Below are 15,500 nucleotides of genomic sequence, written 5' to 3' on the forward strand. Positions count from 1 at the left end.
TGCTGGGGACGTGGAGTATGTGTCCAGAGCGCCGCGGCCGCCGCTGGACGAGCTGATCGACGACCTTTACTACCTGGCGGGTCCGTCGCCGTACGCCCGGCTGACGTTGCCGCCGGCACCGTCGGCGCTGCTCATCGTCAACCTCGGGCCGCCGTTCCGCATCCGCGGCGGCACCGACCGCGCACCGGCGGAGTACGCCGACGGCTGCGTGATCACCACGCCCACCCGCGCGTACGACTTCGGCTACCCGCCCCGGACCCGGTCCGTCGGCGTCCACTTCAAACCTTGGGGCTTGGCACCGTTCCTGCCGATGCCCGCCGCCGAACTATGCGACCGGCCGGTGACGATCGAGCAGGTCTGGGGCCGACCCGCCGTCGCCGAACTGCGAGATCGCTTGGCCACCGCCGCAACCCCGCACCAGATGCTGACACTGCTCGAGAAAGAGCTGCGGCGACGGCTGCGCGAAACCGCCGGCCTGGGCCTGGTCCGCCACGCGAGCAGCGTCATCGCGGCGACCCGCGGCTCGGTGGCGATCGGCGAACTGAGCGAGGCGGCCGGGGTCAGCAGCACCCATCTGGCACAGCGGTTCAAGACCCTCGTCGGCGTCACGCCGAAGCGGTTGGCCCGCACCCACCGCTTCACCGCCACCGTGCTCGGGATCGACCCCGCCGGACCGGTCGACTGGGCCGCCCTCGCCGCCCGCGCGGGCTATTTCGACCAGGCCCACTTCGGCCACGAGTTCCGGGCTTTCACCGGCTGCACGCCGACCCAGTACCTCGAAATCCGGTGCCGGTTCCTGCGCGAACATCCCGGTCACACCCTGGACGGCTGGTCGCTGCCCGCCGATTGATTTCTTACAAGAGCGACCGCGCCCAACCCGCTAACTTGGGCCCATCGGAAGCAGAGGAGAGCCTCGTGGGCAAGGTCGTCATGTACAGCTCGGTGTCGGCGGACGGCTTCATCGCCGACCACGACGACCAGCCCGGCCCCCTGTTCGACTGGCTGTCCAGCGGCGAGGTCCCGCTGGACGAAAGCGGCGCGTTGAAGGTGTCGCAGGCGTCCTACGACTACACCCGGGCGTACTGGGACCAGATCGGGGTGACCATCGTCGGCCGCCACGTCTTCGACCTGACAGACGGCTGGGACGGAACGCCGCCGAGCGGAATCGACCACGTGGTCGTCGTGACCCACCGTCCCGCGCCCGAGGGCTGGAATCCCGAGGTGCCGTTCCACTTCGTCGACGGCGTCCAGGCCGCCGTGGCGAAGGCGCAGGAGCTGGCTGGCGACCGCGTCGTGGAGGTCGCGGCTGGCGACGTCGGCGGCCAGATTTTCGCCGCAGGCCTGGTAGACGAGGTGCGGATGGATGTCGTCCCGGCTGTCTTCGGCTCCGGCAAACGCTACTTCGGCTCAGTCAACGCACCGCACCTGCTGGAGAACCCCGACGTGGTCCAGGGCGATCGGGTGCTTCACCTCCGTTATCAGGTGCGGCGCTGACCGAACGCGCGGAGAGGCCCGGCCGCCTCTCCGCGCTCCGGGGCAAGTCAGGAAGCGATCCCCAAATCCCGGATCAGCTTGGCCACATGCCCGGTCGCCCGCACGTTGTAGGCGGCCTTGGCGATCTTCCCCTCCGCGTCCACGATGAACGTCGACCGGATCACGCCCTGCACGATTCGCCCGTAGTTCTTCTTCTCCCCGAACGCGCCCCATTCGGTCAGCACGGTCTTGTCCACATCGGACAGCAACGGGAAGGTCAGCTTCTCCGCCTCGACGAACTTGGCCAGCTTCTCCGGCTTGTCCGGGGAAATCCCCAGCACCTGGTACCCCGCGTCGTTCAGCTCCGCGAGATTGTCCCGGAAGTCGCAGGCCTGCTTGGTGCATCCCGGCGTGCCCGCGGCCGGGTAGAAGTACACCACCACGGCCTGGCCGCGGAAGTCGCTGAGCGAGACGTTCTTGCCGGTGCTGTCCGGCAGGGTGAATTCGGGCGCTTCGTCGCCCACGGCAAGTCGCTGGTCGGTCATGGGGACGAGAGTAATTCAGGCGTCGCCGCAATACGTGACGACGGCGGGCTCGCCCGTGCTCGGCCGCACTTGCACCGCCATCCGGGCGCTGTCGGCGGGCACCGCGAACGCGAGTGTGACCTGCGTGGACCGGCCCGGCAGCAAATCCCGGCCCGCGTCGGACACGCCGCCCAGGCCCTGCGTGGCATCCACGACCTGCTTGGCCTGTTTCCCGTCGACCGTCGCGGTGACCGAGAGGCCGGAAACCCGGTACGGGTCGGTGCCGTTGTTCGTGACCTGGATGTAGAACGCCGCCGCGCGGGCGCTGCGCGGGTACGCCGCCGGGCTCGGCTGGAACGACTGCGGTGCGGACAGCGAGACCGTGATCCCGCTGGCGAAGCGGTGGTTGGCGCCGAATTGCAGGTCGCCGGAGGCCTGTGCGGCCGCGGGCTGCGCCGCCGGGTTGCCGACGCCCATCGCGGCGGAGCCTTCCCGAGCGTTGACGCCGCCGCAGGCTGCCGCGGAGAACAGCAGGCAGGCGGTCAACAGCAGTTTCGGGGTGCGCGCGGGCGCCATCGCGGGGGTACTCCAGTCGGGGTGGGGCGGTGTGCCGTTCGGCGTAGTTGCCGGGCGGACCCGCTCCACTCTGGCGGCACTATTGCCGTCACGGTGCGGAAGACGCGGACCTGGTGTACACCCGTGGCCGATCCGTGATCGAAAGAGCACACCGGGTGACAGTCGTCACCCCGATGTCAACGGCCGTCGGTCGGGATTCAGACCGCGAACGCGAACAACAGGATGAACACCGCGACGCCCGCGCCCCAGGCGACCATGAGCCAGCCGAAGTCGCGCACCGGGTCGACCGCGCGGCTTTCCTCGCCGGGGATGTACACGCCGCGGTTTTCGAACCAGTCCGCGCATTTGCGCAGGATCCGCAGCGGATTGCGTTCCGGCACCGCTCGCACCTCCCCGATGTCCCGGGTCCAGCCTACGGGTTCACCAGGGTTTCGCGGTCGTGGAGCCCGGCGATGCGGACGGCGAGTTCGGCGAAGGAGCGGACGAGCGGCGGTGTCGAGTCTTCGCGCCAGGCGACCACGAGTTGGCTCGGCGGGTAGCCGGTCAGGGGGACTGTCGCGATGCCGTCGGGAAACGGGTGGGTGAGCGGGGCGAGTCCGACGGTTCCGTTCCACAGCACGGCTTGCAGGCATTCGTGGACCGTCCGCACGACCGGGCCGCCCACGGTGCCGCCGCTCCAGAAGGCCCGCCACTGCGGGTCGGTGCCGTCGGGGAACCGGAACCACGTCCGGTCGGCGAGTTCCTCCCGGCGCACCTCGGCGCGTCCGGCCAGCGGATCGTCCGCGCGCAGGACGACGCCCATCGGGTCGGAGCGCAGCACGTGCGTGCGGATTCCGGTGGTGTCGAAGGGAATCCGGGTGAGCGCGACGTCCACGAGCCCGGCGCGCAGACCGGTCGTCGGGTCGGTGAGATCGGCCTCGCGGACGGTGATCCGCACGCCCGGATGCCGCTCGCGGAACTCGCTGGCGAGCCGGATTCCGACCGGCTCCGAACTGTCGGCGAGAGTGCCGAGCGTGAGCGTCCCCGGCCCGGCAGCCGCGGCGACCCTCGCGCGCGCCTGGTCCGCGCCCGCGAGCAGGGTGCGGGCTTCGTCGTAAAGCGCGCTTCCGGCCGCGGTGAGCGTGACTCCGGACGGTGAACGGTCCAGCAGCGCCGCGCCGAGGTCGGTTTCGAGCTGCTTGATCGCACGGCTCAGCGGCGGCTGGGTCATGTGCAGCCGCGCCGCCGCCCGGCCGAAGTGGCGTTCCTCGGCGACCGCGACGAAGTACCGGAGCGAACGGAGATCCACGACCAGCGACGATACCCGTGCGGTATCGGGAAAAGCGGATCGGTCTTGGACACCGCGCGGGCCCGGCGCTGGACTGGAACGGTCCCTGATTCCGCGCGTTGAGGAGCCCCGGCGATGGCCGACTACCCGTATCCCGATCCCGTCGTGCAGACCTCGCAGGCGCGCGAACTCGCCCGCGACCTCGTCGTGCTCCCGAACCAGGGCGTACAGCTGGTGCCGAACGTCGGCGTCGTCGGCGGGTCGCATTCCGTGCTCGTCGTCGAGACCGGCATGGGGCCGCGCAACGCGGAAACCGTGCTGAACTTCGCCGCCGAGTACGCGCGCGGCCGCCGGATTTACTTGACCACCACGCATTTCCACCCCGAGCACGCGTTCGGCGCGCAGACCTTCGCCGGAGCCGCGACTTACCTGGTCAACCGCGCGCAGGCGACCGACCTCGCCGCGAAAGGCCCTGGCTACCTGCGGATGTTCCGCGGACTGGGGGAGCCAGTCGCGCGGCAGCTGGAGGGCGTCGAACTGGCGACCCCAGACGTCGTCTACGACTCGTCGCACGACCTCGACCTCGGCGGTCGCGTAGTGCGGCTACGGGCGACCGGCCGCGCGCACAGCAAGGGCGACCAGGTCGTCACCGTCCCGGACGCGGGCGTCCTGTTCACCGGCGACCTCGCCGAGACCGGCCAGTTCGCGATCTTCCCGTGGTTCCCGCCGCACGACACCGACGTGTCCGGGATCCGCTGGATCGAGGTCATGCGGAAACTCGCGGAACAGCGGCCGGAAATCGTCGTGCCCGGCCACGGTGCCCTCAGCGGTCCGGAACTGCTCGACGACCTGCGTGCCTACCTCGAACTGCTGCGCGACGAGACCTGGCGGCGCCGCGATTCGGGGATGGACGAGGCGACCGTGACCGCGGAAGTGCGGGCCGAGCTGATCAAGCGGCATCCGGAGTGGGAAGGCCGCGAGTGGATCGACACCGCGGTCGCGTGCCTGTGCGCGGAGCACGTCAGTCCCGCCTGAGCAGCGGCATGGGCGTCGTCAGGATAGCCGGACGGGTCGCTTCGTGCGGCTCAGCTTGCCGATGATCTGAAAGGACGCGGTTCGCGAGGGCGGCGAGCAGGGCCGGGCGTTCTGGTTGGCGCGCAACGGTTTCCGGCCGGCTGGCGTGGACTTCCGCGCGCAGAATCCCGGACCGGGCAAGGAAATCGGGCCCCCCGCTTACCGCGGTCTCGGCTGGCGGGTCCCGGAGTTGCTGGTCCGCTTCGAGGCGGCGGACGACGTGTTCTTCGCCGTGGTCGATCCGCCGGGTTGCTTCCCGGGTGAGATCGGCCGAAAAGAATTCCTTGACACGAATATTCTCAGTAGTGAATGCTTCGAGGCATGGACGGGATCGCCTCAGCACTCGCAGACACCACCAGGTGGCAGCTGGTCGCACTGCTCGCCGAGCGGCCGCGGTCGGTCGGCGAGCTGGCTGAGCTGACCGGGCTGCGGCAGCCGCAGACCACCAAGCATCTGCAGACCCTCGCCCGCGCCGGCCTGGTCACCATGGCCCCGCTCGGGCAGCGGCGGGTCTACGCGGCCGAAGCGGCTCCGCTGCGGGAGTTCGCGGATCAGCTCCACCAGCTGGCTGCGACGATCGAGGCGCACGCGGGGGAGCGCGACGTGCTCGACCGCTATCGCGCCGCGATCGAAGCCGATACCGCGGCGGCGGACCGGGATCGCTGGGCCGACGGCCGCGTGTTCTCCTTCGAGCGCGTGCTGCCGGTGCCGCCGGAAACGGTCTGGCGGTACTGGACGGACGCCGGGCTGCTGGCGTCGTGGTGGGTCCCGCCGTCCCTGACTGTCACCGAGTGTGTCCTCGAACCGGAGCCGGGTGGGCGAGTCGTTCTCGCCTACCGCGACGCCGAGGGCACGTACCGCTCGGAAGGGCAGGTCCGGACCGCTCAGGAAACCGAGCGGCTCGTGTTCGACCTGTCGGTGCTGGACGCGGCCGGCGCCGTCGCGTTCAGCGGCCACTACGACCTCGCCCTCGCCGCCGCGGCGAACGGCGGCACCCGGCTGCGGCTGGGTCTGGAAATCAGCGCAACGACAGTCGAGGCCGTGTCCGCCATCGCCGGAATCGAAACCGGCTGGGGACAGGTCCTCGACCACCTCACCGAAGTCATCACCCGAAAGGACATCCAGTCATGACCGAGCGTCGTGTCACCGCCAACCTCGCCCTCACCCTCGACGGCCGCTACCACGGTCCGGAAGGCCCCGGCGACATGAGCGCGATCATCCCGTACGTGACCACCGAAACCGCGCGCAACCAGATGACCCGCATCTGGGAGAACGCGACGACCGCGCTGCTCGGCCGCCGCAACGCGGAGGGCTTCCTCGGTTTCTGGCCGAACGTCGCCAACGACGAGAACGCCGACCCGCGCGACCGCGGCTACGCGAAATGGCTGGTGGACACGGAAAAAGTGGTCCTGTCGAGCACGCTCTCCGAATCGCCGTGGGAGCGCACGCGCATCGTGAACGCGCCCGCCGCCGAGGTCGTCGCCTCGCTCAAGGCCGACGGCGAGGGCGACATCCTGGTCAACAGCAGCGTCAGCGTGATCAAGGCGCTGCTCGCCGAGGACCTGATCGACCGGCTGTACCTGACCATCTGCCCGCAAATCGCCGGCGGCGGACCCCGGTTGTTCGACGACGGCCTGCCGGGTACCAAGTGGACGGTCGCGCACCAGGAGACTGGCGATCTCGGCGAAGTGGCCCTGGTTTACGACCGCGTGCGCTGAGCGGCTTGACCTTCACCCATACGGCAATCTTTAGCGTCGAGGACATGAGTGAAGGACAGTTCGCAGGCAAGGCCGTGATCGTCACCGGCGGCGGAACGGGCATCGGACAGGTCACCGCACGCGAGTTCGCCGGCCAGGGCGCGAACGTGCTCGTGGCCGGCCGGACGGCGGAGCGGCTCGCCGAAACCGCGGAGGGCTTCCCGCGGATCCGCCCGTTCGCCGCCGACCTCACCGAGGCGGGCGCCGCGGAGGAGATCGTCGCCGCGGCGCTTGCCGAATTCGGCCGGATCGACGTGCTGGTGAACAACGCGGGCATCGTCGGACCGGCCGCGCTCGGCGAGATCAAGCCCGGTGCGTTCGACGCCGTGGTCGCGACGAACCTGCTCGCGCCGGTCTACCTCGTGCAGGCCGCGCTGCCGCACCTGAGCGAAACCGAGGGCGCGGTGGTCAACGTGACGACCGCGATCGGGCAGCGCGGCTGGCCGATGCCGGGCCGCGAGTTCTACGCGGCGACGAAAGCCGCACTCGACTCGCTGACCCGAAGCTGGGCAGTGCAACTCGCCCCGCGCGGCATCCGAGTCGCCGCCGTCGCGCCCGGCCCGGTCGCCACCGAGATCTACGCGCGCGAAGGCCTGACCCCCGAACAAGGCAAGGCCCAGCATGAAGCCCTGCAGGAAATGGTGCCCCTGCGGCGGCTGGCCCGGCCGGAGGAAGTCGCGCACTGGATCGTCCAGCTGGCGGGTGCTGGCGCCGAGTACCTGACCGGCGTGGTGCTGCCCGTCGACGGCGGCGCAGTGATCGCTTAACGGCGTACCCTCGGGTCGGTGCGGATCGGAGAGCTGGCGAAAGCCACCGGCGTGACGACCAGGGCGCTGAGGTTCTACGAGGAGCAGGGTTTGCTGACCGCGGCCCGCTCCCGCAATGGATACCGGCACTACGACGAGTCCGCGATCGAGCGGGTGGCGAACATCCGCTACCTGCTCGATTCGGGCCTCACGATGGACGACATCCGCCCACTGGGCTCCTGCCTGCAGGGCGACTTGCCCTCCCGCCGCTTGTCGTCGAGCGCGGTGGCCCTGGTGGACCGCCGGCTGGCAGTGCTGGACGAGCGGATCGAGGCGCTGACCCGGGTCCGGGAGAAACTGTCCTCGCGGGCGGCTGCTTCGCGGGGCGGGGTCGCTGGCGAGTGACGCGCTGGTGCCGCGACACCGCTGCGGACGCCGCGGTCCTCAACCTGGCCCGCGCGTGAGTCCTTCCGGCGCGGTCGCGGTGTCCAGCCAGGCGAGATAGGCCGCGGACCCGCGTGCCAGGTCGACGCCGGTCACTTCCGGGTTGTCCCATGGATGCTCGGCGATGAGGTGTGCCTCAAGCTCGTCGTCGCGGCGAGCCGGAGAGCGATCCGCGCGGCTGAGGCCCGATCCGGGGTGGTCGTCATGACGAGCAGGTGATCAGCGCTCGACCTGATCCGCGGCTGACTCACTTCAGCGCGGTCGTCGTCTCCATCCACCGCAGGTAGTCCGCCGACCCGCGCGCCAGCTCGATCCCGGTCACCTCCGGCTTGTCCCACGGATGCTCGGCGACGATGTGCGCTTCGAGCTCGTCGTAGCGGGCACCTGTGGTCTTGAACGTCACGATCCATTCCTCGCCCTCGCCGGTCTGCCCGAGGTGCCAGAAGTAGGACGTGACCGGACCGCGCACCTGTGTCGTCGCGGCGAGCCGGAGCGCGACCGCGGACGAGGCGATTCGGGCCGCCGACTCGCGGTCCGGTGTGGTCGTCATGACAAGAAGATGATCAGCCATGCCCGCCACCGTAGACACAGCGGAGCCCCGGTCCAACGCTTGCCGACCGGGGCTCCATCAGTGCTTCTGCTGTAAATCTGCTGTACGCGGTTCCTGTTGATGTTCAGCTCATCAGCTAAACCTGCTGGTCAGAGCGTTGCTGTGGGGCCGGAGAGACTCGAACTCTCACTGGCACGGACCTAAACCGTGTGCCTCTGCCAATTGGGCTACGGCCCCCAGGAACCAGGGATGATCGTAGCGCGCGCCACGTTCGGGTCTGCTCGGCGTGGCCAGTCGCGGTCGCGCGTGGGTTGTCCTCTACCGTGGACCGCCTACAGTCCGACTGCGGCGAGGAGGGCACGTGGCTCGCGACCCCGAGACCATCGAGCGTGAGATCGAGCAGGCGAGGACCGCTTTGGCGGCGACCCTCGACCAGCTGGGCACGAAAGCCAATCCGCAGAAACTCGCCGAGCAGGCGAAGGACGGCGTGCGCGCGAAGCTCGACAACCCGAAGGTCAAGTACCCGCTCATCGGGGCTGGCGTGCTGGTGGCCGTGCTGCTGGTGCGGAAGCTGTTCCGCTGACGGTTCGCTGAAGGGCCGTCGCGGTTACGCCGGGTGCTGCCGCGCCCCTTCGCCGGTTCCGTCCTGGAGGGCGGATGGCCTTGCCCTGATCGTTACGCCAAGTGAACTTCGTGAGAAGTGCCACTGAACCAGGGGTCACCTATTTGGCGGTCGCTCACCTGGGTCGGTCGGGGGCATCACGTTCGCCGAATCGGGCTACCCCTTGAGGGTGACGAGGCGGTTTCTTCCGACGTGGCCACGTGTCGGCAGGCGTGAACAGGCGAGCGGCGCGCAACGCGGCGAAGACAGCCGAAATAAGCCGCGTTCCAGCAGCGATGCGCACGGGGCGAGTGGCGCGCAAGGCGGCAACGGCAGCCGGAAAAGGGCACCTTCAAGCAGCAATGCGCACGGGGCGAGGGTGCGCGAAGCGGCAAAAGGGCGCGCTCAAGCAGGGACGCGCACAGGGCGACTCAGCCCGCGAAGCGGGTGCGGAACTAACGCAAGTAAGGGTCAGGCCCGAGCGACCGGCGGAGTAGCCGACGCGCCCGCCGTCACGCCGGGGCGGTTCGGCTCTTCAGGCTTGCGGTCCTCGACCTCTTTCGGGAGCTGCTTGCTCGGCGGCAGCGCGGGCTTGGCGGCCTTGTCCTTCTCCGCAGCGGCGGCGGCGGACGCGGGCGGTTCAGCCTTGCTGGCCTCCGCGGAAGAGTCCTTGGCCGCCTTGGCACCGCCCGACGGCGGGATTTCCAGCGGCTCGATCTCCGGCAGCGTCAGGCGGGCGGCCATGTACGCGCTGGTGAACTCCAGTGCGTTGCCGTTCAGCAGGTGCACGACCGTGGGTCGCTCGTTCGGGGCGAGCTTCTCCACGAGCTGGTCGGCCCGGTCGCGGGCGGCGATGATGCCCGGCGCCTTGCCGGTCAGCTCCTTGCCGCGGCCGCTGACGGTGATCGTCCAGTCGTCGTTGTCGTGCTTGTACGTCGCCGTGATCGTTTCCACCACTGCCTCACCCCTCTCGTCATCAGCATGCGTCACAGGTCGAGACCCGGCCACCGCAAACTCATGACGCGATTCCTGCCTGCCGGCCGCTGGCGCGACACTCAGTGTGTCTTTCTACCGTGTCATCGATACCGCAAGAAAACTCTGTGTCACAAGTAACGGGACGAGATGTGCGCTGAGTGACGACCGAATGGCCTAATGCACGGTCGTCTTCACGTGCACGCTAGATCGCGCGCTGTGACAACCCGGCCCAGAGCAGATCCATCGCGTACTCGGTGGCCTTCTCCGGAGTCACCTCGGGGAAGCGCTCGCACCAGATCGCCAGCCGCTCGCAGGCGCCGACCACGAACTCGGCCGACGCTTCGGCGCGCAGGGTGTCCTCGTTGTCGAAGTAGCCGCTCATCAACGCGGTGATCAGGTCGGTCTGCTGGCGGCGCGTTTCCTCGATCTCGTCCGCGGCGGGGGTGCCGATCAGCGCCATCTCGTGCCGCAGCAGCGACCAGGCCTGGCGGCGCTCGCGGATGAAGACGAAGAACGCCAGCAACCCGCGGCGCAGCGCCTCCTGCGCGGACTCCGCGCCGACGATCGACTGCTCGGTGGCCTCCTGCAACGCCGAACGCGACTGCCGGATGCACGCCAGCAGCAGGCCCTCTTTCGAGTTGAAGTACTCGTACAGCATCGGCTTGGACACGCCGACCAGCTCGGCGATCTCGTCCATCGACGCCATCGCGTAGCCGCGCTCGCCGAAGACCTGCTCGGCGACCTCGATCATCTGCCGTTCCCGCTCGGCTCGGGGCATGCGCTTGCGCTTGGCGGTGGTCATGGCGCACACTCTACCGCCAGTAACCTACTCCGAGTAAGCTGGACTTCGGGTAACAGTTAAACGGGAGGACGCATGGGCAACCGCACCGAGACCGGCGTGATCGTGGTCGGCACCGGGTTCTCCGGGCTCGGCATGGCGATCCAGCTGCGCAAGGACGGCCGCGACGACTTCGTGGTGCTCGAGAAGGCGCACGACGTCGGGGGGACCTGGCGCGACAACAGCTACCCCGGTTGCGCGTGCGACATCCCGTCGCACATGTACTCCTTCTCCTTCGAGCAGAACCCCGGCTGGTCGCGCGCGTACTCGCCGCAGCCGGAGATCTACGAGTACATGCGCGGGGTCGCGGACAAGTACGACCTGCGCCGCTTCATCCGCTTCGGCCAGGAGATGACCGGCGCGCGCTGGGACGCCGAGGAGAACCGCTGGCACGTCAGCACCCGCAGCGGCGCCGAGTTCGTGGCTCCGGCGCTGGTCGCGGGCGTCGGCGCGCTGCACCGGCCGATGATCCCCGATCTGCCGGGCATCGAGCGGTTCCAGGGTCGCGCGTTCCACTCCGCCGAGTGGGACCACGACTTCGACTTCGCAGGCAAACGCGTCGCCGTGGTCGGCACCGGGGCCAGCGCGGTCCAGTTCGTGCCGAAGATCGCGCCGGAGGTGGCCGAGCTGACGCTGTTCCAGCGCACGCCGCCGTGGGTGATGCCGAAGGCCGACCGCGACATGCCGGGCTGGCTGCGCGGACTGTTCCGCGCGGTGCCGCCGGTGCAGCGGCTGTACCGGAATTTCCTTTACTGGACCCTGGAAGCGCGCGCGATCGGCTTCAACGGCCAGCCGTGGATCATGAAGATCGGGCAGCGGCTCGCGAAGGCCAACATCGACCGCGCGGTGAAGGATCCGGAGCTGCGCGCCAAGCTGACCCCGGACTACACCATGGGCTGCAAACGCGTGCTCATCTCCAACGACTACTACCCGGCGCTGGCCCGCGACAACGTCGACGTGGTCACCGACGGCGTCGCCGAGGTGCGCGAGCACAGCATCGTCGACCGGGCAGGCGTCGAACACGAGGTGGACGCGATCGTCTACGGCACCGGCTTCCACGTGACCGACGCGTTCGACAGCCTGGAGATCGTCGGCCGCGACGGCCGGAACCTCGCGAAGGAGTGGGCGAGCGAGGGGATGCGGACGCACCTCGGGATCACCGTCAACGGCTTCCCGAACCTGTTCTTCCTCCTCGGGCCGAACACCGGACTGGGCCACAACTCGGTGGTCTTCATGATCGAGGCGCAGATTTCCTATATCGCGCAGGCACTGCGGCTCGCCGGCGGCCGGGCGCTGGACCCGCGCGAGGACGTGCAGGAGCGGTTCAACGCGCAGGTGCAGCGGAAACTGGAGAAGGGCATCTGGACCCAGGGCGGCTGCAAGAGCTGGTATCTGGACGCGAAGGGCGTGAACCGGACGCTGTGGCCGGGCTTCACCTGGCGGTACTGGCTCGACACCCGGACGGTCCGGCGGGAGGACTACGAACTGCTCGGGTGACCCGGCACGAGGGGGACTTTCGCGGCGGGGGATGGAGTCGCGAAGGTCCCCCTCGTGGTCCGTGTGGAAGTCCACAGTGGACTGCCAAGTACGAGGGGGACTTTCGCGGCAGGGGAGGAGTCGCGAAGGTTCCCCTCGTAGTGCGCGGGCAGCGTTCGGTGCGGAGCGGGTCGCTCCACAGTGGACGCTGCGGGGGCGGGATTTCGGTCGGGCGGAGGGTGCTTGGGTGGCCGGGGTTGTGCGGTGGTTGGGCGGAAGGGGCTTCGGCGGACCAGGTGGCGTTGCGGTCGGGCGGAAGAAACCTCGCTGGACGAGGTTGAGCGGTGGCCAGGCGGAGAAACTTCGACAGACGAGGTCGGGTTGCGGTTGAGCGGAAGGAATTTCGCTGGACGAGGTCGCGTGGTGGTCGGGCGGAAGGAGCTTCGCCGGTCGAGGTCGGGTGGTGGTCGGGCGGAGGAAGCTTCGCCAGCCGGGGTCGTGTTGCGGTTGAGCGGAAGAAACTTCGTTGGACGAGGTCGAGCGACGGTCAGGCGCAAGAAACTTCGGCAGCCGAGGTCGCGTTGCGGACGAACGGAAGGAACTTCGCCGAACCAGTCCGCCCCAAGGTCGAGCGGAACCTCGCCCGCCAAGGACGCGTGGCGGTGAAGCAGTACGAGGGGGACTTTCGCGGCAGGGGAGGAGTCGCGAAGGTCCCCCTCGTGGTCTGTGGGTGCGGGTCAGGCCGGAGCGAGCTTGCGCAGGTGTGAAACCAGCTCTGCGGTCGGAAGGCCGCACAGTTCGGCCATTCGTTCCAGTGCCGCGAAGTCGAACGACACCTCGTCGGCCGAGGCGGTCGCCGAAGCGGGTTGGCTCGCGGGTGCGGAAGGGGTTGGCGTGCTTGCGGATCCGGGTGCCGGAGCGGCAGCGTTCGCCCGGGCGGGCGAGGCTGGCATCGCGACTCCGTTCTGCCGCAACCTTCCTTCGGCCCAGCGTCGCAGCGGAGTCAGTTCCGGACCGGCTTCCGCGACGACTCGGCGCAGGTCCACGCGGACCCGTCCTGGTTCCTCGGTGAAGACCCGGCTGTGCACTTTCGCCAGCAGATCCTGCGGAAGCTCGTCCATCGCCACGCACAGTTCGACCAGGCGCACCACGGAACACTGCCGCGTGCCCAGTTCGTACGTCGCCAGTGTCTGCAGCGAGATTTCGCTCTGCAGATGCGCGTTCAGCTCTTTGCGCGTCCATCCCCGGCCACGCCTGAGCTTGCGCAGCTCGTCTCCCAGCACCCGCTGGTAGTGCTCAGCGTCGATCACGGCCCCTGCCCCTCAACCAACTTCGCGGACGCGGGCTTGCGTCCCGGTGGTGAAAGTGCCGAAGCGGCCGCTCATTACGCGGGTTTCGGGAGAAATTTCTACTTGCCCCGAATGGAGCAACGCGTCAGTTGACGCACGGCACGCCGTCGGCGGTGATCGGCTGGTCGTCGCTGCCCGGACCGGTGGGCGTCGACGGGGGCGCGGCCTGCTGCTGCGCCGGAGGGGCTTGTGCCGCACCGGTTCCGCTCGACGCGCCGGCGGACGGCTCGTAGTCCGCGCCGAGGAAGACCCGCACGTGGCCCTTGGGCACGCTCTTGTCCTCCTGCACCGTCGCCTTGGTGCCGAGCGCGTCGGCGACCGCCTGCCCGGCCGCCTCGCCGCCGGTTGGGACCCAGATCACAGTCGTCTTGCGCGAAGACGCGTTGTCCGTGTCGCCCGCGGTGAAGCCCTTTTCCACCAGCTGCTTGGACACGCTCGCCGCGAGACCGGTGCGGTCCGAGGCGTTGCGCACGTCGACTGTCGTGTCCTTATGCGACTCGTCCGGCTTCGGCGGCTGCTGCTGCGCCGGTGCGCCGTCGGCCCCGGCCTGCGGGCCGGCGAGGCTCTGCACGAACGCCTTCACCTTCGCCGGGTCGACCTTCACCGCCACGCCGTCGGTCGGCGTGCGGTACTCGACGTTGTCGACCGGGATGGTGCGGAACTCCAGCTGCCCGCCGGTGAGGCCCTTCATCTGCTGGGCGAAGTTGAAGATGTCCCAGTTCTGGTTCAGCACCACGGACTTCTTGATGGCGTCCACCAGAGCGTTGAGCTTGCCCGGGTCGGTCAGCGTTCCGGCGGAGAGGACCTTGCGCGCCATGCCCGCCATGAACACCTGCTGGCGCACCACGCGGTCGAGGTCGCCGCGCGGCAGGCCGTGCCGCTGCCGGACGAATTCCAGCGCTTCGACCCCGGAGATGGTGTGCTGGCCCTTGGTGAAGTTCGCGCCGGAGTACTCGTCGTCGACGTTGTTTTTCAGGCAGACGTCCACGCCGCCGACGGCCTTCGTGATGTCGCTGAAGCCGAGCAGGTTGATCGCCGCGTAGTTGTCGATCGTGGACCCGGTCAGCTCCTGGATCGTCGCGATCAGCAGCCGCGCCCCGGCCTGGTTGGCCTTGACGTCGAGTTCCTTCGGGTCGGTGACGCCTTGGGCCTGCAGGTCCTTGCGCGCCTGCAGCATCGCCCTGGCGTACGCCGAGTTGATCTTGTGCTTGCCGTAGCCGGGGATGTCCACGTACGAATCGCGCGGCAGCGAGAGCGCGACGGCCTTGCTGCCGTCGTTCGGGATGTGCACCAGGATCAGCGTGTCGGTGTTCAGCTCGCCGTCCGATTCGCCCGCGCGCAGCTGGGCGAGCAGTTCCGGGGAGAGCGGGTTGCCCTGGGCGTCGGTGCGGCTGTCGAGGCCGACCAGAAGGATGTCGCGGGCGCCGTCGGCGGGCTTGTCGCCGCCCCCGCCCTCGCCGATCACGTCGGAGTAGTTCAGCCCGTTGACCAGGCCCTGCAGCGACGCCCACGCGTATCCGGTGAGCCCCATGACCAGCAGGGACACCACGGTGAGGGCGATTTTCGCGCCGCGCAGGCCGCCGCGGCGGGACCCCCGGTACGGACGGCGCGGGGGCGGTCCGGAACGCCGGGGCGGACCCGGGGCAGGCGGTTCGCGTCGCGAGCGGGGCGGCGGTCCGGGCCGCCGCGCCGGTCCCCGGCCGGGCTGGTCCTGCCACGAGCGGGCGGGGCGGCGATCGCCTTGCCCGTTCCGAGGCGGGTAGTCCACGGGGCCGGCTCCTTCTCGTCGTTCTGGTCGTCCGCTTCTGGAGACGCATGGTGCCGGGCGGGGGTTGCGAAGGATTCGCACC

The 15,500-nt window shown here is 69.3% G+C and carries 20 protein-coding genes and 1 tRNA gene; 9 read left to right on the top strand and 12 right to left on the bottom strand.

Annotated features, from left to right (window positions below; translation table 11 throughout):
• Positions 1–10 precede the first annotated feature (10 nt).
• Both F9C12_RS32205 and F9C12_RS32210 read left to right on the top strand, forming a co-directional pair.
• Entirely contained in the window at positions 11–850 is an 840-nt protein-coding gene (locus tag F9C12_RS32205) for a helix-turn-helix domain-containing protein (protein ID WP_409462870.1), read from the top strand.
• 65 nt (positions 851–915) lie between these two features.
• On the top strand, positions 916–1,494 hold the full coding sequence (locus F9C12_RS32210) for a dihydrofolate reductase family protein (RefSeq protein WP_409462871.1): 579 nt from the start codon (positions 916–918) through the stop codon (positions 1,492–1,494).
• Between the two features lie 47 nt (positions 1,495–1,541).
• Here the strand turns inward: F9C12_RS32210 and bcp are convergent, their stop codons facing one another.
• The 4 genes from bcp to F9C12_RS32230 all read right to left on the bottom strand — a co-directional run bounded on the left by bcp (position 1,542) and on the right by F9C12_RS32230 (position 3,861).
• On the bottom strand, positions 1,542–2,018 hold the full coding sequence (gene bcp / locus F9C12_RS32215; RefSeq protein WP_409185514.1) for a thioredoxin-dependent thiol peroxidase: 477 nt from the start codon (positions 2,016–2,018) through the stop codon (positions 1,542–1,544).
• A gap of 15 nt (positions 2,019–2,033) precedes the next feature.
• A complete protein-coding gene (locus F9C12_RS32220; protein WP_409185515.1) occupies positions 2,034–2,573 on the bottom strand; it encodes a DUF4352 domain-containing protein in 540 nt (179 codons plus the stop codon).
• Positions 2,574–2,770: 197 nt separating this feature from the next.
• Positions 2,771–2,953, bottom strand: a complete 183-nt coding sequence (locus F9C12_RS32225) for a hypothetical protein (protein WP_037358542.1) — start codon at positions 2,951–2,953, stop codon at positions 2,771–2,773.
• Between the two features lie 32 nt (positions 2,954–2,985).
• Positions 2,986–3,861, bottom strand: coding sequence for a LysR family transcriptional regulator (locus F9C12_RS32230; protein ID WP_409462872.1), 876 nt, complete (start codon positions 3,859–3,861; stop codon positions 2,986–2,988).
• A gap of 114 nt (positions 3,862–3,975) precedes the next feature.
• Here F9C12_RS32230 and F9C12_RS32235 point away from each other — a divergent pair, with 114 nt between their 5' ends.
• On the top strand, positions 3,976–4,875 hold the full coding sequence (locus tag F9C12_RS32235; RefSeq protein ID WP_409462873.1) for an MBL fold metallo-hydrolase: 900 nt from the start codon (positions 3,976–3,978) through the stop codon (positions 4,873–4,875).
• Here the strand turns inward: F9C12_RS32235 and F9C12_RS32240 are convergent.
• Positions 4,862–5,257: a hypothetical protein gene (locus F9C12_RS32240; protein ID WP_409462874.1), complete on the bottom strand. Its 396-nt coding sequence runs from the start codon at positions 5,255–5,257 to the stop codon at positions 4,862–4,864. The two genes, F9C12_RS32235 and F9C12_RS32240, sit on opposite strands and share 14 nt — an antisense overlap.
• On the opposite strand from F9C12_RS32240, the gene F9C12_RS32245 reads away from it, so the two are divergent.
• The 4 genes from F9C12_RS32245 to F9C12_RS32260 are packed head-to-tail and all read left to right on the top strand — an operon-like array spanning position 5,236 to position 7,822.
• Positions 5,236–6,045, top strand: coding sequence for a metalloregulator ArsR/SmtB family transcription factor (locus tag F9C12_RS32245; RefSeq protein WP_409462875.1), 810 nt, complete (start codon positions 5,236–5,238; stop codon positions 6,043–6,045). The two genes, F9C12_RS32240 and F9C12_RS32245, sit on opposite strands and share 22 nt — an antisense overlap.
• Complete coding sequence (locus tag F9C12_RS32250; protein WP_409462876.1) at positions 6,042–6,632, top strand: dihydrofolate reductase family protein; 591 nt, start codon at positions 6,042–6,044, stop codon at positions 6,630–6,632. Before F9C12_RS32245 ends, F9C12_RS32250 begins: the two co-directional genes overlap by 4 nt.
• A 44-nt stretch (positions 6,633–6,676) precedes the next feature.
• Positions 6,677–7,438 (top strand): SDR family NAD(P)-dependent oxidoreductase, encoded by a 762-nt coding sequence (locus F9C12_RS32255; RefSeq protein WP_409462877.1) that lies wholly within the window; start codon positions 6,677–6,679, stop codon positions 7,436–7,438.
• A gap of 18 nt (positions 7,439–7,456) precedes the next feature.
• On the top strand, positions 7,457–7,822 hold the full coding sequence (locus tag F9C12_RS32260) for a MerR family transcriptional regulator (RefSeq protein ID WP_409462878.1): 366 nt from the start codon (positions 7,457–7,459) through the stop codon (positions 7,820–7,822).
• Between the two features lie 39 nt (positions 7,823–7,861).
• On the opposite strand, the gene F9C12_RS32265 is transcribed toward F9C12_RS32260, so the two are convergent.
• The 3 genes from F9C12_RS32265 to F9C12_RS32275 all read right to left on the bottom strand — a co-directional run bounded on the left by F9C12_RS32265 (position 7,862) and on the right by F9C12_RS32275 (position 8,648).
• On the bottom strand, positions 7,862–7,987 hold the full coding sequence (locus F9C12_RS32265) for a hypothetical protein (RefSeq protein ID WP_409467111.1): 126 nt from the start codon (positions 7,985–7,987) through the stop codon (positions 7,862–7,864).
• A 121-nt stretch (positions 7,988–8,108) separates the two neighbouring features.
• Complete coding sequence (gene cutA / locus F9C12_RS32270; RefSeq protein WP_409462879.1) at positions 8,109–8,411, bottom strand: divalent-cation tolerance protein CutA; 303 nt, start codon at positions 8,409–8,411, stop codon at positions 8,109–8,111.
• A 163-nt stretch (positions 8,412–8,574) separates the two neighbouring features.
• A tRNA-Leu gene (locus F9C12_RS32275) sits at positions 8,575–8,648 on the bottom strand.
• A gap of 124 nt (positions 8,649–8,772) precedes the next feature.
• Here F9C12_RS32275 and F9C12_RS32280 point away from each other — a divergent pair.
• Complete coding sequence (locus tag F9C12_RS32280; RefSeq protein ID WP_037358573.1) at positions 8,773–8,994, top strand: DUF3618 domain-containing protein; 222 nt, start codon at positions 8,773–8,775, stop codon at positions 8,992–8,994.
• Between the two features lie 489 nt (positions 8,995–9,483).
• On the opposite strand, the gene F9C12_RS32285 is transcribed toward F9C12_RS32280, so the two are convergent.
• Together F9C12_RS32285 and F9C12_RS32290 are read right to left on the bottom strand one after the other, a co-directional pair.
• Complete coding sequence (locus tag F9C12_RS32285) at positions 9,484–9,969, bottom strand: hypothetical protein (RefSeq protein ID WP_409462880.1); 486 nt, start codon at positions 9,967–9,969, stop codon at positions 9,484–9,486.
• 220 nt (positions 9,970–10,189) lie between these two features.
• On the bottom strand, positions 10,190–10,789 hold the full coding sequence (locus F9C12_RS32290) for a TetR/AcrR family transcriptional regulator (protein ID WP_409185523.1): 600 nt from the start codon (positions 10,787–10,789) through the stop codon (positions 10,190–10,192).
• A gap of 72 nt (positions 10,790–10,861) precedes the next feature.
• On the opposite strand from F9C12_RS32290, the gene F9C12_RS32295 reads away from it, so the two are divergent.
• The gene (locus tag F9C12_RS32295) at positions 10,862–12,322 is read left to right on the top strand and encodes a flavin-containing monooxygenase (protein ID WP_409462881.1); all 1,461 of its coding nucleotides are present in this window, start codon (positions 10,862–10,864) and stop codon (positions 12,320–12,322) included.
• 716 nt (positions 12,323–13,038) lie between these two features.
• On the opposite strand, the gene F9C12_RS32300 is transcribed toward F9C12_RS32295, so the two are convergent.
• Positions 13,039–13,611 carry a helix-turn-helix domain-containing protein gene (locus tag F9C12_RS32300; protein WP_409185525.1) on the bottom strand — a complete coding sequence of 191 codons (573 nt, stop codon included), beginning with the start codon at positions 13,609–13,611 and terminating at the stop codon, positions 13,039–13,041.
• A 124-nt stretch (positions 13,612–13,735) separates the two neighbouring features.
• Positions 13,736–15,418: an LCP family protein gene (locus F9C12_RS32305; RefSeq protein ID WP_409462882.1), complete on the bottom strand. Its 1,683-nt coding sequence runs from the start codon at positions 15,416–15,418 to the stop codon at positions 13,736–13,738.
• Positions 15,419–15,500 lie beyond the last annotated feature (82 nt).

It is taken from the genome of Amycolatopsis sp. GA6-003 (assembly GCF_046267895.1).
GTDB lineage: Bacteria > Actinomycetota > Actinomycetes > Mycobacteriales > Pseudonocardiaceae > Amycolatopsis.